Origin of the sequence: Heyndrickxia faecalis (assembly GCF_040267745.1) — a bacterium.
GTDB lineage: Bacteria > Bacillota > Bacilli > Bacillales > Bacillaceae_C > Weizmannia > Weizmannia faecalis.
In genome coordinates, this window is record NZ_CP158453.1 from 2,331,501 (window position 1) to 2,352,327 (window position 20,827).

Consider the following 20,827-nt stretch of genomic DNA (forward strand, 5'->3'; position numbering starts at 1 on the left):
TGATCTAAATAAATCCCAAAATATTGAAATGGCTGCCTTGATTTATTTTGTCAGATATTCTATCATTTTAGAAAACAATTTATATTTGGAGGTCTTCACATGGCAACTTTAGAAAAAATCAGCGCGTTTGCAGGGAAAACGTTCACCGTATGGGTGCTGATTTTTGCAGTCATCGCTTATTTTTTACCGCAGCATTTTGCGTGGATCGGGAATTATATCGTACCTTTATTGGGAATTGTCATGTTTGGCATGGGGTTGACGCTTGAATTATCAGATTTTAAAGAAGTTTTCAAAAAGCCGCTTGAGGTGGCGCTCGGCGTGGTCGGCCATTTTGTCATCATGCCGCTTATCGCTTTTCTGCTTGCAGTCGGGCTCAACTTACCGAAAGATATTGCAATCGGCGTCATCCTTGTCGGCTGCTGCCCGAGCGGCACGGCTTCGAACGTAATGGTGTTTCTTGCACGCGGCAATGTGGCGCTTGCTGTTGCGATCGCTTCCGTGTCCACGATTCTTGCGCCGATTGTCACACCGCTTTTAATCCTGCTGTTTGCTAGCAAATGGGTGCATGTCAGTGTATTGTCTTTATTCCTTTCGGTTGTGCAAGTGATCATTGTGCCGCTTTTGCTCGGGTTTATCGTGAAAAAGTTTTTCGGCAAACAGGCGCGCGCCGGTGCAAAAGCGATGCCGCTTGTCTCGGTTGTGGCGATCGTGCTGATTGTAGCAGGAGTGGTCGCCGGAAGCGCCGAAAAAATCGCACAAACGGCTTTACTCGTTTTTGCCGTCGTCATTTTGCATAACTTGCTTGGCTTTATCATCGGCTTTTTCTTCGCCCGTTTGTGCGGGATGGACCTTGCCAAGCAAAAAGCGGTTTCGATGGAAGTCGGCATGCAAAATTCCGGGCTCGGCGTTGCGCTGGCCACCGCGCATTTTTCCCCGCTTGCCGCCGTCCCGAGCGCGATTTTCAGCGTCTGGCACAATTTGTCCGGTTCGTTGCTCGCAAACATCTACAGCCGAATGAAAGATAAAAAGGCAGTCAATCCCGACACAAAACCGGCCGCAAGCCAGCATATGTGAGAAAAAGAGGGAACGGCCAGCGAAGACAGGTAAAGTGGTACCGATGACAAGGACACATGATGAAAAGCGAAAGCAACAAGAAGAGGATGACGCATTCTATGTTAAGAAGGGACTTTGTTTTTCTGCGGTTTCTTAACATAGGCGGGGGCTATGTAAAGGAAGGACTTCGTTTTTGCTTGCTTCCTTAACGTAGACAGGCTCTAGGTGAAGGAAGGACTTTGTTTTTTCACGCTTCCTTAACGTAGACGGGCTCTAGGTGAAGGAAGGACTTTGTTTTTGCTTGCTTCCTTAACGTAGACGCCCTCTAGGTGAAAAAAGGCCGTCTTTTTTCCGCACTTCCTTAACGTAGACGTCCTCTATGTGAAGAAAGGACTTCGTTTTTTCACGCTTACTTAATATAGATGCATTCTATGTTAAGGAAGGCCTTCGTTTTTGCTTGCTTTCTTAACGTAGACAGGCTCTAGGTTAAGGAAGGACTTTCTTTTTCCGCGACTCCTTAACATTTGAATGAAGCCGCTGACAAAAAAACGGCGAGACACCGCCATTAATCGTGTCTCACCGTTTTTTTGCATCCTATAATAAAAATAACATCTTTTTTATACGCCCCGCTTGTTCCCCCACACCAATGCATGCAGCTGCGGAAGGACATAAGCATCATTCATTTCTTCTGCCTGCAAGGTTAGATTCACCAGCCATTCGTATCTTCCGATCAGCATTTTCGCTAACGCATCCCGGTCGGGCAAAGCAATATCCGGATTGCCGACTTGTAAATAGAAGGGGACAACAGGATAGCGTTTATGGATCTTTTTGGCATAATCAAAATCCTTATCATCGAAAACGACAACTTTTAAGCAAAAATGGCTTCCCGCTAGTGTTAGCTGTTCAATCATCCTATCCAAAGTCTCAAAATCTGTGTGCATGCCGGAACTCGGCGGCTTTGGCGAAATGGTTACATCATCAACGTCCGGAAGCCAATTTTGCCAGCGCGATCCCTGTGTCTCAACTGCTGTACGGATTTGATGGGTTTTAAGCAAATCAACCAGTTCGCCAAGGCCTTTCAACAAAAGTGGATTGCCTCCCGAAATCGTGACATGGCTAAAGTTTTCTCCTCCTGTTTCTTTCAGCTTCTGGAAGATCTCCTCCGCCGTCATCAGCGCAATCCGGCCTTTTTCCTCCCCGTTCCAGGTAAAAGCAGAATCGCACCAGCTACAGGCATAGTCACACCCGGCCGTGCGGACAAACATGGTTTTCTTTCCGATGACCATTCCTTCCCCTTGTATCGTTGGACCAAATATTTCGATCACCGGAATTTTACTTGCCATCTGTTTCTTCCTCCATCCATTCCCGTTTCATCGTTGCATAACTTTTTGGTGTTTCATAGAGTACCAGTTCTTCCAATCTCGCTCCCCGGTCTTTGTAATCTTTTTGCCGGTTAAGCCGGTTTTCAATCTCTTCCCACATCCAGACCACCATATTTTCCACAGTGGTGTTCATTGGCGGAAGAACGTTGTTTAAATATTGGTGATCCAGTTTTTCCTCAACCGCTTCCTGAAATATCTTTTTCAGATCGCCAAAGTCTATGCTGATGCCAATTTCATTTAAGTACGCACTGCATGTTATTTTTACTTTGTATGTATGGCCGTGCAAGCTTTTGCATTTTCCTTCATACAAATGCAAATGATGGGCAGCATCGAAAGTAAATGCCTTTGTCACAGCTGTTCTCTTATGATGATACTTCAATTGCTCTTTCCGAATATCTTTTCCAAATATCTGGACCTTCTCCGGAATGTGATATTCACTCAACGTTAACATCCTCTCCTGATCATTGCTTATTTCTCTATTATAATGGTATTCTGGAAAACCAGAAAGATTTTGGAATTCACCTTCTTCTTTTTCTAAACTCGGAAACCGTAGACTAGTCTATATCCATTAAAATGAAAAAATGCCCGGCATTCGCATATCCCATTGTTCCTCGGAAATGCTTTTAACATATAGGCCAAATGCTGCGCCTTTTAAAACTCCGGTTGAAATTTCCACAGCGAGTTCTCTTTGAACCGTCCATTGATAAAACTTAAGTTATATAAGATGAACTAATCATCTTTGCTCAATTTTTTGGTCCTTTTTCGGGTATAAAGTCTGTAATGATACCAAAAAGGATGGAGAAAAAATGGTAAAACAAGAAATTGAATCCTTACGAAATGCAATGAAAAATACAAAAGATAAACGTCTTTATGAGCGTTACCTTTCTGTGCTATTACACCTAGAAGGCCATACTTAGGGCTTGCTGAATAAGCGAAATTCCTAGATTTGGCAAGGATGCTGACAGCTTTGGCAACCATTTAAATGCAAAGGTTTTACAACAAATCCAGGGAAATGCCTGCACGCGAAAGCCGATTCAACGTCCGGAGAAGACAAACTCACGCATTTTCGCATATATTTTGCGATGGAGTTTGCAGACAAATTGGGTACAAATTCAGAACCGGATTCGTTCAGCAAGCCCTACTTATATGGATATCGCTAAGATTATAGGACGTAATCGGCAGACGGTTATGGCATACTTTCATTCTTATGAAGAAGGTGGAATTTCCGGGCTACAAATGAAAAAAACAACAGGTAAACCCGAAAAGTTAAGTAAAGAACAACAGAAACAGTTGGCCGATACCATCGTGAATAAAACACCTGCAGAAGTCGGTTTCGAAGCAAAATACACTTGGACGCTCCAATTAATTGCCGACTGGATTCAACAAGAGTTTCAGCAGTCTTTTACTCCCAAGGGTGTTTCTAAGATGTTACACAGGCTTGGATTCAGCTACACTAAGGCAACGTATACTTTGGCAAAAGCTGATCCGGACGAACAAGGAGTTCAAAGAAGTCACTTTTCCAGCGTTGAAAAAGGAACTGGAGAACGGTCTCATTGACGACAGTTTTATGTGATTTTTATCCAATATACAACGCAGACTTTGCAGATGAAAAGTTTGCGTTGTATATTGGAAAGAGGCGGCTTTTCACTCCAAATTCGGGAGGGTGCCTGTTACCTCCCGAACAATTCATTTAAACTTGAAATCTTGCTTTCCGGACTTTCCTTTTTGTTCCAAAATCTGTATTTTTCTTTCCAAATCAGCATTTTTTCTTTCCAATTCCCTGTTTGTTCATTCCAAAATTGGACGTTTGCTTGTTGAAACTGCTCCCTTGACCTGCATTACCTGCTATTCATCTCCGCCACGATTTCTTTATATTTCTTTTCCGTCAAGCGGTAGAAAAAGCCGAAGACAACAATCGTTAAAATGGACAGTGCTGCCGGATAGATAAACATAAGCGCTTTGATACCAAAAATGGCACTTGCGGACTGGACGGCATTCGGTACATATCCGGAAATGCTCAGCACAAACCCGGGAATAAACCCGGCGACAGCCTGTGACAATTTGCGAAAGAATGTAAAAAAGGAGTAGACAATACCTTCCGTCCGCTTTCCGGTTTTCCATTCCCCGTATTCCACGCAGTCGGAAATCAATGCCCAGTTCAGGCTGTTGACAAAAGCGTTTCCGAAAAAGGCGAGGCAGGCAAATACAATAAACAGAACGGCATTATGGGCAAAAAACAAAGCAAGCAGATCGGCAACCGCCCAAATGGCACAACCGATCATATACGTGTACTTTTTCCCGATTTTTCGTTGAACAAAAGGAGCGAGGGCAATCCCGAAAAATGCGCAACCCATACTAAAAAATCCCATATAAGAAACGATGGTGACATTGTGCAATACATACTGGCAGTAATACACCTGAACAGCCAGTTTCACATTGTAAGCTGAAATGGTAAATAAATTGACCAGGCTGACAATGAAAAGGGGCCCGTTTTTAACAAGCGCCTTGTAGCTGTCTTTTATCGTGTGGCTTGTTTTTTTCGGTTCCAGTTCGACATGGCGCTCTTTTATATGCTTATAAGAATAGATTTGCAGCAATATGCCGGCCGTTGCAAAAATCGCAGCCGCTGCCGGATATCCGATTTTCGGATTATCAAACAGGAGGACAACCGGCATAAAACCGACTGTCGTAATGAGCAATCCAAGATTAGCGCCGGCCTGCCTAAAGGCGGACAATTCAGCCCGTTCGTTAGGATTTTTCGTCATTGCCGGAGCCATTGAACCGTATGGTATGCTGGAAATGCTGTAGATGGTGCCGAAAGCCATGTATGTAGCAAAGGCCCAAATCACTTTTCCATTTAATGAAAAATCCGGAGAAAGAAAATTCGTAATCGTCATCAGCGCCAGCGGAACTGCGGTATACAGAATGAAGGGACGGAACTTCCCTTTTGGCCCAATTTTTTTCCGGTGGTCTACAACCGTGCCAATGGTAAAATCCGAAAAAGCGTCCCAAATTTTTGTCACTAAAAATACCATTCCTGCAATGGAAGCCGGAAGCCCGAGCGTATCCGTGTAAAACTTGAGCAAATAGATTTGCCCGAGGTCAAACAGAAAATTATACCCGATGTCCCCTGCACCGTATGCGATTTTTTCCTTTCGGTGCAATTCTCCCGTTTGCGTGACCGGGTTTTGAATACCGGCGTGATCCTCCTCCAACCGGCTGGCATAATGGTCCATGTAAAAACCTCCTTTTTCATGATCTTAAGTAAAAACATATATACCCTGTTTATAGTTTTTTATCTCCATTTTTAAAATTATTTTTTTGACGAGATCATGAAAGCGGCCGTCCTATCATTTTTGAAAAGAAACTGACTTGTTGGCGTACATTTCCGGCCAAAAACGGCTCATTTTTAAAGCAAGCGCAAAACAATCAAAATAAGCGCATTATGCAAATGCGCTTTCTCATAACCTTCATTTCTCCATCTTGTCGAAATATCGTTGGCCCTTGCCCTCGTTTTCGCCGCTTGGCTGGCCATAATGTGAGTTAGAAGCACCTATAAGAGGTTATTTTTTAAATTCCAGAGGAGAAAAAGGACGAACTTTTCCAAAAGAAAAATCATGATTTTTTTGTCGGCTGCTTTGGTTCTCATTTCGCAGGCTGGATTTATGTTGGCGTTTACAAATCATAGTGATATTAAAATGCAAATATCCCCCTCCCTGATCAATGACAAAACTAGAAAGGATTACCGGCGATAAACAACTTACAGCTTTATTAAGAATCATCCTAAGAGCGCAAAACTATAAAATTTGTCTGATATGCAAGGAATCAGACCTCACCGAGCGGAATATTACGCGGGAGAAATAGATCACAAAAATGTTGACCTCTGTTGCATATGACATTTAGAATCCGGCTTTCAAGCCTATAAACGCCCGGAACTCTGCCCGACCCGCCATTTTCACATGAAAACCCGGTAAAAAATCACTGGGTCCGTTATGCAATTAACTTAGTTCAGCCGCAATCGCCCGGCCGGCTGTTCTTCCTGTAAAAAGGCAGCCGCCCAGAAAGGTTCCTTCAAGAGCCCTGTAGCCATGGACGCCTCCACCGCCAAACCCGGAAACCTCCCCCGCTGCATATAAACCGGGTATGGCATCGCCTGCGGAATCTAAAACGTTTCCAGATAAATCGGTTTGCAGGCCGCCTAATGTTTTTCTGCTTAGAAGATGAAGGCGCACGGCAATGAGCGGACCATTTTTAGGGTCGAGTATTTTATGCGGCGGGGCAACGCGAATCCATTTATCCCCCAAATAATTTCGATGGCCCCGGATTGCCGTCACCTGCAGATCTTTTGTAAATTTATGATCCAGTTCCCGATCCCGCGCCTTTATTTGGTCTTCAATTTCTTTAAAGTTTAATCGATTTTCACCAGTCAATCGGTTCATTCTGTCTACCAGGTCTTCCAGATTATGGGCAATGATAAAATCTTCTCCTTTATCCATGAAGGCCTGGACGGGTTCAGGCGCGCCAGGCAAAGCTCTGCCCAGCACTTTCCGGATACTTTTGCCGGTAAGATCCGGATTTTGCTCCGATCCTGACAGGGCAAACTCTTTTTCTATGATTTTTTGCGTTAAAATAAACCACGAATAGTCATAACCGGTTTTTTGAATGGCTTCCAGTGTGCTGAGCGTATCAAATCCCGGCAAATTAGGGACAGGAAAGCGTTTACCTTCCGCATCAAGCCAAATGGAGGATGGCCCGGGTAAAATACGGATGCCATGGTTGGACCAAATCGGGTTCCAATTTTTTATGCCTTCCGTATAGTGCCACATCCGATCCCGATTCACAATCCGCCCGCCCGCTTCTTCCGTAATACCAAGCATTCTGCCGTCCACATGCGCAGGAACGCCCGATAACATATGAGCAGGCGGCGTTCCGAGCCGCTTCGGCCAATTTTTGCGAACGAAATCAAGGTTCCCGCCAATGCCACCGCTCGCCACTAATACAGCTTCGGCCTGGTATTCGAAATCGCCAATAACCTCTCTTTCCGTATCCTCTCCCCGCTCCTTTGTGCTGGGAATCAAAACAGAACCGGCTACCCCTCTAACAGTGCCATTTTCTTTTAAAAGGTGATCGACCCGATGGCGGGGCAAATATTGAACCAAACCGGCTTTCATATATTCCCGGACTTTTTTCTCAAAAGGTGCCACCAGTGCCGGTCCGGTTCCCCACACAATGTGAAAGCGGGGAACAGAATTGCCGTGTCCAGTGGCTAAATGTCCGCCCCGTTCAGCCCAACCGACAACCGGGAAAAATCGCACGCCCATTTTGTGCAGCCACGATCTTTTTTCGCCGGCTGCAAAATCGATGTAAGCTTCGGCCCATTTTTTTCCCCAATAATCTTCATCGTCCTCCCGGTCAAATCCGGCAGTGCCAATCCAGTCTTGCCACGCCAGTTCCCTGGAATCTTTTATCCCAAGCCGCCTTTGCTCCGGAGAATTTACTAAAAATAACCCGCCAAACGACCACCACGCTTGGCCGCCGATACTGGTTTCCGGCTCTTGGTCTAAAAGCAGCACTTTTTTCCCACCCTCTGCCATCTCTGCGGTTGCAACCAAGCCGGCCAGCCCCGCTCCGACGACAATGACATCGAAATTCATAATAGAGACCTCCCGTTTTCACAAAGCATGGTGATGTCTATGATTGAAAATATCCTATGCGATGATTTCATCGATGCGATTTTCCTCTACAGCCGGCTTCTCCCGGACAGCATAGCATTGTAAACGATATAAAATGAACGAATGAGCAGCTCTGTTGCCTGCTGTAAAAAATCATCGTGCAAATGGGTGGTGCCCGGGCTCGATGTAAAAACTAAAATTCAACTTATAACATTCGACACGAAACTATAATTTCCTTTTTATAAAGATAGAAAAAACAGGCGATCAGAAAAACGCTCGATGAGGAATAAAAGGGGACTTGAGCTGTGAACCTTCATTTTTTTCGGATGAATCCGTAACTTGCCCAAAAAACTTGCCGCAAAATGCGGAGATCGGCAGCAAACAGCCACCGCTTTTTTGGTTTTATTCCCCATCATTTTCCCAATATGTATGTCCGCAGAGCATGGGCAACGCCGTTTTTGTTATGGGTCTTTGTGACATAGGTGCTCCGCGCTTTCACTTGTTCTTCAGCGTTTCCCATCGCAATACTTATACCGGCTACTTCAAACATGGACAGATCGTTAAAATTGTCACCAATTGCGACCGTATTTTCCAACGGGATGTTCAAATGGCGGGCCATAAACTGAAGGGCATGGCCTTTGCTAACTTCTGCATGGGCAATTTCCAACTTCGTGCGCCCCGATGTGGTCATGGAAAGATCTTGTCTTCCGCTTAGCCAGCTGCGGAGTTGCTTTAACCGTTCAGGATGAAAGGACAGTACAAAAATTTTGTAAACCTCCAAATGCGGCAAATCCAACTCAGCATAATGGTGGAAATAATGAATCCCGTACTGCCGCATCTGGAGCTCAATTTGGCCGGCAGCCCACTCCAAAGAAAAGGTTTCATCTTTTTCGTGCAAGGAATGCATTTCCGATTCAAGGCGCTTTCTCCCTTTTTCCAGCAAATACACGCCCTGGTTAGTATATAACTCGTAATAGTATCCTTGCGCTTCCAGTTCCGGAAGCAAGTCGTCCAGTACTTTATCCGGCATCACAAGCTTTAAAATGCATTGATCCGAATCGTAAATGACGGCACCATTTCCCGTTATCACCGGGCAATCAAGGCCTGCTTTTTTCAGAATATGCCGCGTATCATGAAGCGAACGCCCTGAACAGGCAACAACGATATTCCCCTGCTCTTGTACTTCCCGAATCGCTCCGGCATTTTCTTCGCTAATTGTTCCGTCATCAGATAATAATGTCCCGTCAAAATCAATCGCGATCAGTTTCATTTTGCGCTCTCCTTCCTGTTGTTCCCGGACGGTCTTTTTCGAGAGGCAATATTATTCGCCTCTATATATCCCCGCCCCTGTTTGTTTCCTCTATTCCCGATGGTGTCTGTAGCCGTTTCTGCACTTGGTCGCTCAGCAGCTTATACAATGTCGCGGCAACCGGCACACCGAAAAGCATGCCAACAACACCGCCAAGGCCGCCCCCGATGATGACCGCCGCCAAGACCCATAAACCCGGCAGCCCGATCGACGAACCGACTACCCGCGGATAGATGATGTTGCCTTCCACTTGCTGCAGCACAACAATGAAAATCAAAAAGAATACTGCCTGCATCGGATCTACTGTTAAAATCATAAAGGCACCGAATGCCGCCCCCAAATAGGCACCGACAACCGGGATCAGAGCCGTTGCACTAATGAAAGCACCGACCATCGCAGCATACGGAAACTGGAAAAGAAACATGCCAAGCGTACATAGACTTCCTAAAATGACCGCCTCCACGCATTGCCCAACAATAAAGCTTGAAAAAGTCTGATTTGCCACTCCGAGCACGTAGTACAATCTGTCCGCCGTCTGCTTTTTCAAAAAAGCACGAACCACTTGATTTGCCTGAACAGCCAGCTTCTCTTTTGCCGCTAAAATATAGATGGCAAAAATAATGGCAATGATCAAGTTCATTATACCGCTTGTTAAGGCGCCGGCGATGGAAAACGTCGAATTTAAAATACCGGTCACCACTTTGGAAAGGGATGCGGTCAACTTTTTTGTGACTGCATCCAGATCGACCTGGAGGCTTGAAATGAATTTTCCGAGACTGGAGTACTTGCCGCTGTTTGACTGGAAATAGTCTAGGCTTCTTGCGTAAACGCGCGGAATGGCATCAATCAATACCGTAAAAGCCTGGATTAATTGTGGCACAATGATCAAAACCAGAATGGAAACAATGCCAAAAATGACCACAAACGAAAAAAGAATGCTGACGCCCCTCCGCGTTGCGCGGATAAATTTGTTTTGCGCGTTCGGAAAATAAACGCGTTCCACTTTTTTCATTAAAATATTGAGCACATAGGCAATCGCAGCCCCGAGCAAAAGCGGAAAGGCAACATGCCAAATCGCCCCGAGTGCACCCAGAATCGTGCTGAAATATTTCACGAAAAGTACGGCCACAACCGCCAGCAGTATGTATTTGATCCATAAACTGAGTTTCATTTCTTTCATCCAATCACTCCGTCGTTTTTTTGTTCATTTTCTTATCTTGATTATACTTGAAAAGGAAGTTTTTTTCCGGATTATTTTAAAAGCTATGTTAAATAATATTGTGGATAAATGATCGTAAAACAAGGACCCGATGTGGGATCCCTGTTTTAGATTCATATTGAAGATTAGCACCCGTTATTTGAATAGCTTATACCAATACAAAGTGGTCTCTATATTTGGATTATATGACTGTTTCAATGTGTCAACTCCACCTAGTATGAATCCTTGTTTCACATAAAACCTGCACGCTCCAAGATTATCATCTTGCGTTTCTAAAGACATTCCGATAAGTTTTCTTTTTTTTGCCCATTCTTCCGCTTTAGTTAAAAGCAACTTCCCGATTCCATATCCTCTAAATTCTTTTTTTGTAGCGATATTTTCAATATAACAGAAGCGATTCCAATCCTTAATTATTCTAATTTGCCCAATGCAATTATGATTCTTATAAGCTAAAAATAGAGCTTTATCTTCACGATTTATATAACGGCTCCAATCCAGTTTATCATCTGGGAAACGAATTTCTTTAGTTTCATCAAATAGAATCTCTTCAAAAGACCATTTTCCTGATTGAAGACTGGGTACAACCTTACCAAACACGTTGAAATAATCATTTGTTTTATTAATGTCCTCAATTAATTCATCCTTTAATGGAGAAATTATGATTTCTTCTGCAATATTCATTTTGGCACCTTCCCATTCTGAAAAAGAATTTTTCTAGCACAAGCCTAAATACCTACACTCTTTAACATGACTGCCCCAATAGTTGAATAATGCTTATGAAGCTCTGAATATAGATAACCTCAATTTATCATAAGTCGCCATTGTCGGGAATAAGCAGCTGTCGACAATCTGCCTACATACAGTTGTATAATCGTTCGGAGGCGGATCGTATTCAAATACAAAAACAGCTCAAATATTGGTCGCGGTACTTGGTTGTCACGCCATTGAATCGGTTCATCCAACCCTTTAAGCGGCTGTAATAGTTATTAACATTTTGGATATGGTAAAGCCCTTTTACCCGTTCCTTTCCACAGGATTTGAACGGGTAATGTTCGATTCCTTTCTCTTTTGTCTAGGCTTTGAAGGCTCTCCAGGCGTCTGTAAAAAGGAGATTCGTAACGGATACCTTGGAACCAATTGCTTGGTTAAAATACGACCTTCATCACGTTAAAGAAGGTTTGTTTTGACGATCCCTCGCAACCAAAACGCTGACCTGTTCCTTACTGTTATTATAGGAAGAATGTTTGATTTTAGTAAATATCAACATAAATGTTTAACAGAGCTATTTTAAAAAAAACGGCTGTTTGACAATAAAGTCAATCAATGATATATTTTTCGTTAGACCGTTCTGTACAAAAAAGGAGAGAAAAGATGGCAAAGAGTAAAAGAGAAGCAATTATCCAGGCGGCAAAAAAACTTTTCCAGGTGCAGGGCTACCATGCGACCGGCATCAATCAAATCATTGAGGAAAGCGGCGCACCGAAAGGCTCTTTATATTACCATTTTCCAAACGGGAAAGAAGAAATTGCAATTGCCGCAATTGACAGCGTCAAGGTTGAAGTAAGGCAGGAACTGGAGCAGTTGCTTGCCGGTTGCGACGATCCGATTGAAGCCATGCAGGCGCAACTTTTACATGTCGCTGAAAAAGTATTTGGCGATCAACCGGACTTCCGGATCGGCCTGCTCGCTTCGGAAAGTGCGAACCTTAACGAAAATATCAGGGAAGCGTGCAAAAATGCGTATGAGGAATGGATCGCAACCGATACCGATTATCTGATGAAAAAAGGCTACACAAAGGAAAGCGCAAGGCAAACCGCTGTTTTGTTTCATATCTTAATCGAAGGCGCGATGACGATGTCGATCACATACAAGGACGCTTCCTATTTTCAATTAGTTGCAGAACAAATCCCAAAAATAATAAAGAACATTTGATGTTCTTTTTTCTCCAAATTATACTGACCGGTCTATTTAAAAATAAAGGGGAGATTTTACCATTGCAAAGTGATTATAAAAAATTTCCGATTATGCTTGGGCTTTTAATTGGCGGCTTTATCGGCATGTTCAGCGAAACAGCCTTAAATATTGCATTAACTTCATTGATGAAAGATCTGCACATTACCGCTTCCACCGTCCAATGGCTTACAACCGGATATTTGCTTGTTGTCGGCGTGCTGGTGCCGGTATCCGGGTTAATGATCAGATGGTTTACAACAAGGCAGCTGCTGCTAAGTGCATTAAGCGCATTTATTATTGGCACGCTCATTTCAGCCGTGTCCCACACCTTCCCCTTTTTACTCATCGGCAGGCTCGTTCAGGGAATCGCAACCGGCATTCTCATCCCGCTCATTTTTAATACGGTCATGACGATTTTTCCGCCGCATAAAAGAGGCGCGGCACTCGGCGTTGTCGGGCTTGTCATTATGTTTGCGCCGGCCATTGGCCCAACTGCTGCTGGGTTCATTTTGGGCAAACTCACATGGCAGTGGATTTTCTGGGTCATGCTGCCGTTTTTGGTTGCTGCCCTGATCATTTCCGCCATTTTTTGTAAAAATGTAAATGAAGTCACCCGGCCAAAAATCGATGTGCTCTCTATCGTTCTGTCCACGATCGGGTTCGGCGGAATTGTTTTCGGATTTAGTTCCGCGGGGGATTCAGGCTGGGGAAATGCAAAAGTCATTGTAACCCTTGCAATCGGTATTGCGGCTCTGGCGATTTTTTCCATCCGGCAATTACGAATGGAAAAACCGATGCTGAATGTGCGTGTCTTCCAGCATAAAATGTTCACTATTGGCACGCTGATGATGATGATTGTCTTCAGTATTATCATGTCGTCTATGCTTTTGCTGCCGATGTACTGGCAGAGCGGAAAACTGGTAGCTGTCGCGCTTACCGGCATCCTTCTTTTGCCAGGGGGCATTGTAAACGGGATTGTGTCAGCTGTCTCGGGCAAGTTTTATGATATATACGGCGCAAAATGGCTTGTCAGAATCGGCTTTCTGATCTGCATCGCAGCTGGTGCAATGTTTATCTGTGTCCAAACAACATCTTCTTTTCTTTTCGTGATCGCAGCAAATCTTTTGCTCATGATCGGCGCGCCGCTTGTTATGTCCCCGGCACAAACGAACGGGCTGAATGCATTGCCAAGAGAAATGTCCCCTGACGGCAGCGCAATTATGAATACCGCCCAGCAAGTGAGCGGCGCAATTGCCACTGCCTTGTCTGCCACATTGTTGGCTGCAGGTGAACACGCTTATACAGGAGCCGGCGGACAACATGCCGCAGCAGCATTAACAAACGGCGTCCAGTACGGTTTTATGTTCACGCTCATCCTGGCAGTCATCGGATTTGCCCTTTCCTTTACCGTTCGAACCGTTGGGGTATTTGAAAAACCGCAGGACCAGCAAAGGAAAATGCAATTAAAAAAAGAAACAGACTCCCCCGACTGAGGAGCAAAAAACCCGTTTTAGCCTGATAAGCTAAAACGGGTTTTTTTTAGGTTTGTCAGCACTCCGCCTCAATATGATAAAATCATGGATCTGCGAAAGAACCGGCTTCTGGCCTGCATTTTATAAAATTTTGCCAGCACTGTCAGAGTCCTTGCCAAGCCCGGGATAAGCCTTATTGATTTGCTGCTGTTTTTCCGCTTTCACTCGCATCATTATGAATCAGAAAAGAAGTTAAAAGGGCCAAAATGCTGCCGCAAAAGCCGAACAGGAATAAATGGTGAATGCCCTGCATGTAGGTGGACCCGCTTGTCAGAAAGGCGCCCATTACGGTCACCCCGATCGCAGTTCCCATGTTCCGGCAAAACATAAAAAACGAAGTGGCGATCCCTTTTTCGTGGGCGCTCACCATTTGCTGGGAACCGATAATCCCGACCGTCGAAAGCAACCCGAACGCAGCGCCATGGACAATCATGACGAGAAAAACGTACCAGAACCCGTGGCCCGGATTTAAAAAGATCCAACATACACCCGAAACAAGCAAAAGTCCGTTCCCGATTAATAACAGCCTACGGTAGCCATACCGCAATATCCATTTTCCGGCAGGGACTGCAGCGGCCATCCAGCCGATCGACGACCCAAGCAACGCAACCCCGCTCATCAATAGTGACAGCCCTGTTACTTTCTGCAAAAACAGCGGCACATAGCTGGAAGCACCAAACAACGCCACTGTCCCGATAAAGGAGTTGACATTCATCCGGGCAAATGTCTTATTTTTAAACATCGAAAGCGGCACAATCGGAGAATCCTGTCTTTTTTCATAAAAATAAAAAAGGAGAAGAAAAATGATTCCGGTTGCTGTAAACAACAAGTAGTTACGGTGTACGACCGTGACCAAAAGCAGGAGTGTGATCGCAACCGCAAATAATGCAGCGCCTATGTAATCGACACGCGCTTTTTTTGGCGCATAATGCTCGTTATAAGGCAAAAGCGTTAAAAATGAGATGAGACAGACAGGCAGGTTTACAAAGAAAATCCATCTCCACGATAAATACGTTACAAAAAACGAGCCTAAAAGCGGCGCCAGGACAGCGGATAATCCCCACATACCGGTAAACAATGCCTGGATTTTCCCGCGGTTTTCAACAGAAAACAGGTCTCCTGCGATAATGGCCGGAAACGGGACCATGAAACCTGCCCCAATGCCCTGAATAGCCCGAAAGACGATAAGTTCAATCATCCCGGAGGACATGCCGCATAAAAGCGATCCGGCGAAAAAAAGCACGATCCCGAACCCGAACACTTTCTTCCTTCCGAACAAGTCAGACAACCGGCCTGCAACCGGTGATAAAATCGTGCTGGTGATCATATAGGAAGCAAATGCCCATGCGTACAAGTCAAAGCGGCCGAGTTCTTTTGCAATGACGGGCATCGTGGTATTCATAATCGTTGCGTCAATCGATGACACAAGCATTGCCAAGACAATGCTAATCATGACAAACGTTCTACTCTTCATGAAACCCCTCCATTCACTTTCAACATTCCGGATTCTGTCACGATTTGCCGCACCGGAATATCATAAGATTCGCTAGGGACATGCGCCTTCAATTGGCACGAGTGAATCAAAGACACGGTCTGATTGGGAAAACCGGCAAGAAATCGGTCATAATAACCGCCGCCAAAACCGATGCGAAAGCCTTTTTTGTCAAAAACAAGGCCTGGAACAATGAGCAGATCGATGGCCTGCTTTTCAATTTTTACCGTTTCTTCCGGTTCCGGCTCAAGCAGGTTAAAAAAGCTTTTTTTCAATTGTGTGAAATCATCCAGCTGGTAAAAGACGAGCGCTTTTTCTTTTGGCACGCATTTTGGCACACAAATCGTTTTTCCCTGCGCCCACCCGGTTTCAATGATCCGCCGCGTATCCCATTCGAAATGTTGGGAGACCGTCACGCCAACCGTTCCGGATATTTTCCATATATCGGATGAAAACAAAATTTGTTGCAGTTTTTCTTCGATGGCCTGCTTTTCGTTAAGATCCAACCGCTTTAACCGGCCGATCATTTCTCTTCGCATTTCCGCCTTGTCCATTTTTTCCACCCCAGAAAGCAAAAATTTGCGCTTTTCCATCTTACCATGTTTGGGCTGAAGTGAAAACGAAAATGCCCCCGGGGTATGAAACCAGGGGGGCTGCAAAATGTCTGTGCTAATCGTTTTTTCCGGTAAACCGAAGTATGAAATATGGTGGAAATTCTTATTCCCCCCTGTTCTTCTTCTCCTTCTCATGCACGAGGTTGCGCCAGTTTAAATCGCCGCGCATTAAGCCCTGGACAAGCAGTTCGGCCGTACCCATGTTGGTGGCAAGTGGAATCGAATAGACATCGCAAAGGCGGAGTAAAGCGGTAATGTCCGGTTCGTGCGGCTGGGCCGTGAGTGGATCACGGAAAAAGAAAACGAGATCCATTTCATTTTTGGCAATCATTGCGCCGATTTCCTGGTCGCCGCCGAGCGGGCCGGAATTGAAGCGGGTAATGTTCAAATTTGTTTTTTCCATAATCCTCTTGCCGGTTGTGCCGGTCGAGTACAATTCATGGTCGGCGAATACCGGCTCATAGGCAACCGCAAAGTTTACAATTTCCTTTTTCTTTTTATCATGGGCAATAAAAGCAATTTTCAACTTGGAAACTCCCTTCTCCAAAAAATAACGTTACTACTATAATACGATAATATGATGAAAAAAACGAATGACCCATTTCCCAGGGTCATCCGTTTTTCAGCCTTAAGCTTTCACAACCGGATCATGCAGCATGGATTTGTACAAGCCTTCGATTTCTTCGACACTTGTATCACGCGGGTTGCCACCCGTGCACACATCGGCATACGCATCTTTTGCGAGGTTCGGGATATCTTCTTCTTTGACACCGAGTTTATCAAGCGATTGCGGAATGTCAACATTTTTAAGAGGTCGCATGCGCCATTCCATCCTTTATTCTCCCAAAAATCCTTCCCGCGGCACGACCCCAAACGCATCGGCCAAGTCTTTCAGCTGCCGGTCGGTAATCGTTTGTTTGATGCCGCCCTGCGCCTGGACATAGGTGTAAACCTGTGCCGCTTTTTCTGCTGTTTCAATCAAGCCGAATGTCTCATCCATCGTGCGGCCGGCACCGTAAATGCCGTGATGCGGCCAAATGACGAGGCGATAGTCTTTCATTTTCGCTGCCGTCGCTTCACCGATTTCATTTGTGCCCGGCACGATCCACGGAATGATGCCGACACCTTCCGGAAATACGACGAGGCATTCCGTGCACATTTGCCAAAGCGTGCGCGTAAAAGCTTTTTCATCAAGCGTATGGGTAAAGGTCATTGCGAGCAAATGGGTCGCATGGTTGTGCATGACAATCCGGTTTTCCGGGTCAACCTCAAGCCTAGCGATATGGCTCATAAAATGGGACGGCAGCTCGCTTGTCGGCATTCCGCCCCCTTCAAGCCCCCAAAGCAATTCAACATTTTGCCCGTCCTGTGCGACACGGATCAAACCGAGATTTTCAGCAGGGTTGTCGGCCACATTTTTAAAATATTTTCCGGAACCGGTGACAATAAAATATTTGCCGGCAAGCGCCCTTGCGTCGAATTTGACAGGGATGGCCCGGATAACGGCGTTCACATCGAGATACGGCGCCACTTCTTCTTCTTTGAGAAGATAGCTGATATTCCCGCCGTTCCGTTCGTCCCAGCCAAGCCGGTACAAATTGGCGGTTGTTTTCATCATTTCCTGTGTAAAAGGTGCTTCAATGATATTCAATTTCGTCTTTATGTTTGCCATGTGCTTCCCCTTCCTTGTTTACGCCCTTACAAGCAACGTATCTTTTTCATACTTTTGGACTTCTTCCAGCCAGCCAAGCCCGGCCGGCACCCCGTTTGCTTCGCAGAAATAGTGCCAAACATCGCCGTACGGGAAGTCTTTCAGTTCTTCTGTATAGACGAGGCGGGTAGTAAAATCGCCTTCCAGTTCTTTTTGTTTTAAGAAATCTGTCGGTTCAAGCAGCGCTTTCAGCAAAGCTTTTTGTGTGTTGCGGGCGCCCACTACCCAGGCTGCAACCCGGTTAATGGTGGCATCAAAGAAATCAAGGCCGATATTTGTTTTCTCAAGCAAGTCGTTGCGGACAAGTTCCCTGCCGATTGCCGCCAGTTCATCATCCATGATGACGACATGGTCACTGTCCCAGCGCACTGGGCGGCTGACATGGAGCATAAGCCCTTTGCTGAAGAGAGAAAGGGCGCTTAGTTTATTGGAAATCACTTCTGTCGGATGGAAGTGGCCGGCGTCAAGGCAGACCAGTTTGTTTCTTGAAATACCATAGCCCATATAAAACTCATGGGAACCGACTGTATAGGCTTCTGCGCCGAGGCCGAACAATTTGCTTTCCACCGCATCTTCCGTATAAGCCGGATTGAGCGGTTCCGCAAAAATTTCATCGAGCGCTTCCATTAAACGCCGGCGCGGTCCGAGCGTATCTATCGGATTGTCTTTATAACCGTCCGGAATCCAGAAATTGTTGATGCTCGTTTGCCCTGTTTCTTTTCCAAAATACTCGGCAATTTTCCGCGTCCTTTTCCCATGTTCCACCCAGAAATCCCGCACGGCTTTGTCAGGGGAGGCGAGCGTAAAACCGTCTTTATACATCGGATGCGAGAAAAATGTCGGGTTAAAATCAAGGCCGAGCCCCTGTTCTTTTGCCCAGTCCACCCACGAAGCAAAGTGTTTTGGTTCAATTGTGTCAAGGTCAATTTTTTCATCCGTGTCCGCATAAATGGCATGCAGATTCAATTTATGCTTGCCCGGTATCAGAGAGAATGCTTTTTCCAGGTCTTTGCGCAGCTCGGAAGGCGTGTGTGCCGCCCCTGGGTAGTTACCGGTTGCCATAATGCCGCCGGTCAGGTCGCCATCCGGATTTAAAAAGCCGCGGACATCGTCACCCTGCCAGCAGTGCAGCGAGATTTTCATCTTTTGCAATTTTTCAAGCGCCGAATCTGTATCCACACCGATTTCGGCGTACCGCTGTTTTGCGGTTTCATAATTTCGGATGATCTCTTCTTTTTTTGCCATTCTTTTCCGCTCCCTTTCATTTTGCCGTTTCAAGCAAGGTCTTTTTGTAACGGTCGATTACCACTTTCCAATTGTCCTGCTGCGGCTTGTAAGATTTGATTGCAAACGACTGCCGGACAATTTTTCTTCCTTCACGGATGTCCCGAATGTCCCCTTTGGCGATCATTTGCACAAGGAGATTGCCGATAGCGGTTGCTTCTTGGGGGCCGGCTGACACTTTGACATTTGCGAGATTTGCCGTCAGCTGGTTCAAAAGGCTTACATTGCTGCCGCCTCCGACAATGTACAGTTGGTCAATGGGCCGCCCCGTGATCGCGGCGAGTTTTTCCAGCTCGACTGCGTAACAGAGCGCCAGACTGCTGTAAATGCAGTTTGTCAATTCCCCGATCGATTCCGGAACCGCCTGGCCGGTTTCCCTGCAGTAATCTTGAATTTCTTTCACCATGTTTTCCGGATTGTTAAAGCGCGGGTCGTTGACATGAACAAATTGCGCAAACGGTTTGCATTTTCCGGCCTGTTCCGCCATTTCGGCATAGGTATAACGGTAGTCGTAATGCCGGGCAATTTCCTGGATAATCCACATGCCCATAATGTTTTTCAAAAATCGGTAAGTGCCATATGCGCCCCACTCGTTTGTGTAATTTTCCCTGAATGCTTCCTCGCTTGTGACAGGCACATTCAATTCCATGCCAAGCAACGACCATGTCCCGCTACTTAAGAATGCCCAGGAATCGCCTTCTGCCGGCGTACCGAGGACTGCGGAGGCGGTATCATGGGTTGCAACCGTGACAACCTGGCATGCCGGAAGATCGTATTTTTGGTACCATTCTGGTTTGATTTCGCCCAAAATCGTGCCGGCATCGGCCAGTTTGGCAAATTTATCGGCACTGACATGGACATGGCTGAGCAAGTCTTTATCGAATAATTTGTCACGCAAGTTCAGCATTTGTGTTGTGGAAGAATTTGTCACTTCAGAAACGGCCTTTCCCGTCAGCACATATCCGATGTAATCCGGGATGAGCAGAATTTTATCCGCTTTTTCCAAAAGATTTTTATCTTCGGCATACAGTTGGTACAGCGTGTTCAATTCAAGAAACTGGATGCCGGTCTTTTTATAGATGAATTCCTTTGAATATTTGGACGTCAGCGCTTCTATCGCGCCAACCGTCCGTGGATCGCGGTAGCTGACCGGATCCTGGAGCCGGTCGCCGTTTTTGTCAACGAGCACATAATCGACCGCCCACGTATCAATGCCGAGCATACACGCTTCAATGCCCATCTTTTTGGCTTTTTCCAGGCCTGTAAAAATTTCTTCAATCAGCCGTCCGATATCCCAACGGTCATGGCCGTCCCGTTTGGTAAAACCGTTTTTGAAGCGGTGAATTTCTTTGATTTCGATTTTTTGATGCCGGCATGTGCCTGCAATCAGCCGTCCGCTTGAAGCCCCAATGTCAACAGCGATGTAATTCCGGATCATTTTCTCACTCCTTTCCAGCTTCAAAATTGAATTATCTTTACATCATCTGCTTCTTCTATGAAGCATTGCATCTATTAAAATTTAACGTTTATATTCCTATCGTAAACGTTATCAAAAAAGATTTCATGAAACATTATTGGCAAACCATTGTACGATCTTGGCAAGGTC

The 20,827-nt window shown here is 45.5% G+C and carries 19 protein-coding genes and 1 pseudogene; 4 read left to right on the top strand and 16 right to left on the bottom strand.

Annotation, left to right across the window (positions count from 1 at the left end; translation table 11 throughout):
• Window positions 1-99: 99 nt before the first annotated feature.
• Window positions 100-1,074, top strand: a complete 975-nt coding sequence (locus tag ABR335_RS11360) for a bile acid:sodium symporter family protein (RefSeq protein WP_014095511.1) — start codon at window positions 100-102, stop codon at window positions 1,072-1,074.
• 596 nt (window positions 1,075-1,670) lie between these two features.
• On the opposite strand, the gene queE is transcribed toward ABR335_RS11360, so the two are convergent.
• The gene (gene queE, locus ABR335_RS11365; protein ID WP_014095512.1) at window positions 1,671-2,396 is read right to left on the bottom strand and encodes a 7-carboxy-7-deazaguanine synthase QueE; all 726 of its coding nucleotides are present in this window, start codon (window positions 2,394-2,396) and stop codon (window positions 1,671-1,673) included.
• Entirely contained in the window at window positions 2,386-2,877 is a 492-nt protein-coding gene (gene queD / locus ABR335_RS11370; protein WP_014095513.1) for a 6-carboxytetrahydropterin synthase QueD, read from the bottom strand. Before queD ends, queE begins: the two co-directional genes overlap by 11 nt.
• Window positions 2,878-3,581: 704 nt before the next feature.
• Here queD and ABR335_RS11375 point away from each other — a divergent pair.
• Window positions 3,582-3,992, top strand: coding sequence for a helix-turn-helix domain-containing protein (locus ABR335_RS11375; RefSeq protein ID WP_014095515.1), 411 nt, complete (start codon window positions 3,582-3,584; stop codon window positions 3,990-3,992).
• Window positions 3,993-4,273: 281 nt separating this feature from the next.
• Here the strand turns inward: ABR335_RS11375 and ABR335_RS11380 are convergent, their stop codons facing one another.
• The 7 genes and pseudogenes from ABR335_RS11380 to ABR335_RS11410 form a co-directional block, all read right to left on the bottom strand.
• Window positions 4,274-5,671: an MFS transporter gene (locus tag ABR335_RS11380; RefSeq protein ID WP_014095516.1), complete on the bottom strand. Its 1,398-nt coding sequence runs from the start codon at window positions 5,669-5,671 to the stop codon at window positions 4,274-4,276.
• Window positions 5,672-5,998: 327 nt separating this feature from the next.
• Window positions 5,999-6,139 carry a hypothetical protein gene (locus tag ABR335_RS11385; protein WP_155245505.1) on the bottom strand — a complete coding sequence of 47 codons (141 nt, stop codon included), beginning with the start codon at window positions 6,137-6,139 and terminating at the stop codon, window positions 5,999-6,001.
• A gap of 294 nt (window positions 6,140-6,433) precedes the next feature.
• Entirely contained in the window at window positions 6,434-8,089 is a 1,656-nt protein-coding gene (locus ABR335_RS11390) for an FAD-binding dehydrogenase (RefSeq protein WP_014095517.1), read from the bottom strand.
• A 430-nt stretch (window positions 8,090-8,519) separates the two neighbouring features.
• Window positions 8,520-9,377 (bottom strand): Cof-type HAD-IIB family hydrolase, encoded by an 858-nt coding sequence (locus ABR335_RS11395; RefSeq protein ID WP_014095518.1) that lies wholly within the window; start codon window positions 9,375-9,377, stop codon window positions 8,520-8,522.
• A 61-nt stretch (window positions 9,378-9,438) separates the two neighbouring features.
• Window positions 9,439-10,596: an AI-2E family transporter gene (locus tag ABR335_RS11400; RefSeq protein ID WP_350346172.1), complete on the bottom strand. Its 1,158-nt coding sequence runs from the start codon at window positions 10,594-10,596 to the stop codon at window positions 9,439-9,441.
• 174 nt (window positions 10,597-10,770) lie between these two features.
• Window positions 10,771-11,316, bottom strand: a complete 546-nt coding sequence (locus tag ABR335_RS11405; RefSeq protein ID WP_035181846.1) for a GNAT family N-acetyltransferase — start codon at window positions 11,314-11,316, stop codon at window positions 10,771-10,773.
• Window positions 11,317-11,525: 209 nt separating this feature from the next.
• Window positions 11,526-11,773 (bottom strand): annotated as a pseudogene (locus ABR335_RS11410) (transposase); the annotation flags it as partial.
• Window positions 11,774-12,006: 233 nt separating this feature from the next.
• On the opposite strand from ABR335_RS11410, the gene ABR335_RS11415 reads away from it, so the two are divergent.
• Together ABR335_RS11415 and ABR335_RS11420 are read left to right on the top strand one after the other, a co-directional pair.
• Complete coding sequence (locus ABR335_RS11415) at window positions 12,007-12,567, top strand: TetR/AcrR family transcriptional regulator (protein WP_014095521.1); 561 nt, start codon at window positions 12,007-12,009, stop codon at window positions 12,565-12,567.
• 92 nt (window positions 12,568-12,659) lie between these two features.
• Entirely contained in the window at window positions 12,660-14,081 is a 1,422-nt protein-coding gene (locus tag ABR335_RS11420) for a DHA2 family efflux MFS transporter permease subunit (protein WP_187287746.1), read from the top strand.
• 172 nt (window positions 14,082-14,253) lie between these two features.
• Here ABR335_RS11420 and ABR335_RS11425 read toward each other — a convergent pair whose 3' ends face one another.
• From ABR335_RS11425 to rhaB, 7 genes are all read right to left on the bottom strand, one after another.
• Window positions 14,254-15,594 (bottom strand): MFS transporter, encoded by a 1,341-nt coding sequence (locus tag ABR335_RS11425; protein WP_014095523.1) that lies wholly within the window; start codon window positions 15,592-15,594, stop codon window positions 14,254-14,256.
• Window positions 15,591-16,166, bottom strand: a complete 576-nt coding sequence (locus ABR335_RS11430) for a 5-formyltetrahydrofolate cyclo-ligase (protein ID WP_014095524.1) — start codon at window positions 16,164-16,166, stop codon at window positions 15,591-15,593. The genes ABR335_RS11425 and ABR335_RS11430 overlap by 4 nt, the downstream gene beginning before the upstream one ends.
• A gap of 163 nt (window positions 16,167-16,329) precedes the next feature.
• Entirely contained in the window at window positions 16,330-16,752 is a 423-nt protein-coding gene (gene mgsA / locus ABR335_RS11435) for a methylglyoxal synthase (protein WP_014095525.1), read from the bottom strand.
• A gap of 102 nt (window positions 16,753-16,854) precedes the next feature.
• Window positions 16,855-17,058, bottom strand: a complete 204-nt coding sequence (locus ABR335_RS11440) for an iron-containing alcohol dehydrogenase (protein WP_014095526.1) — start codon at window positions 17,056-17,058, stop codon at window positions 16,855-16,857.
• Window positions 17,059-17,061: 3 nt separating this feature from the next.
• On the bottom strand, window positions 17,062-17,898 hold the full coding sequence (gene rhaD / locus ABR335_RS11445) for a rhamnulose-1-phosphate aldolase (RefSeq protein WP_014095527.1): 837 nt from the start codon (window positions 17,896-17,898) through the stop codon (window positions 17,062-17,064).
• A gap of 18 nt (window positions 17,899-17,916) precedes the next feature.
• Complete coding sequence (gene rhaA, locus ABR335_RS11450) at window positions 17,917-19,182, bottom strand: L-rhamnose isomerase (RefSeq protein ID WP_014095528.1); 1,266 nt, start codon at window positions 19,180-19,182, stop codon at window positions 17,917-17,919.
• A gap of 16 nt (window positions 19,183-19,198) precedes the next feature.
• Complete coding sequence (gene rhaB, locus ABR335_RS11455; RefSeq protein ID WP_041818188.1) at window positions 19,199-20,656, bottom strand: rhamnulokinase; 1,458 nt, start codon at window positions 20,654-20,656, stop codon at window positions 19,199-19,201.
• Window positions 20,657-20,827 lie beyond the last annotated feature (171 nt).

Coding starts and splice junctions, on each gene's coding strand:
- ABR335_RS11360 (WP_014095511.1), top strand. CDS start 100: ATGGCAACTTTAGAAAAAATCAGCGCGTTTGCAGGGAAAACGTTCACC.
- queE (WP_014095512.1), bottom strand. CDS start 2,396: ATGGCAAGTAAAATTCCGGTGATCGAAATATTTGGTCCAACGATACAA.
- ABR335_RS11375 (WP_014095515.1), top strand. CDS start 3,582: ATGGATATCGCTAAGATTATAGGACGTAATCGGCAGACGGTTATGGCA.
- ABR335_RS11380 (WP_014095516.1), bottom strand. CDS start 5,671: ATGGACCATTATGCCAGCCGGTTGGAGGAGGATCACGCCGGTATTCAA.
- ABR335_RS11390 (WP_014095517.1), bottom strand. CDS start 8,089: ATGAATTTCGATGTCATTGTCGTCGGAGCGGGGCTGGCCGGCTTGGTT.
- ABR335_RS11395 (WP_014095518.1), bottom strand. CDS start 9,377: ATGAAACTGATCGCGATTGATTTTGACGGGACATTATTATCTGATGAC.
- ABR335_RS11400 (WP_350346172.1), bottom strand. CDS start 10,596: ATGAAAGAAATGAAACTCAGTTTATGGATCAAATACATACTGCTGGCG.
- ABR335_RS11405 (WP_035181846.1), bottom strand. CDS start 11,316: ATGAATATTGCAGAAGAAATCATAATTTCTCCATTAAAGGATGAATTA.
- ABR335_RS11415 (WP_014095521.1), top strand. CDS start 12,007: ATGGCAAAGAGTAAAAGAGAAGCAATTATCCAGGCGGCAAAAAAACTT.
- ABR335_RS11420 (WP_187287746.1), top strand. CDS start 12,660: ATGCTTGGGCTTTTAATTGGCGGCTTTATCGGCATGTTCAGCGAAACA.
- ABR335_RS11425 (WP_014095523.1), bottom strand. CDS start 15,594: ATGAAGAGTAGAACGTTTGTCATGATTAGCATTGTCTTGGCAATGCTT.
- ABR335_RS11430 (WP_014095524.1), bottom strand. CDS start 16,166: ATGGACAAGGCGGAAATGCGAAGAGAAATGATCGGCCGGTTAAAGCGG.
- ABR335_RS11440 (WP_014095526.1), bottom strand. CDS start 17,058: ATGGAATGGCGCATGCGACCTCTTAAAAATGTTGACATTCCGCAATCG.
- rhaD (WP_014095527.1), bottom strand. CDS start 17,898: ATGGCAAACATAAAGACGAAATTGAATATCATTGAAGCACCTTTTACA.
- rhaA (WP_014095528.1), bottom strand. CDS start 19,182: ATGGCAAAAAAAGAAGAGATCATCCGAAATTATGAAACCGCAAAACAG.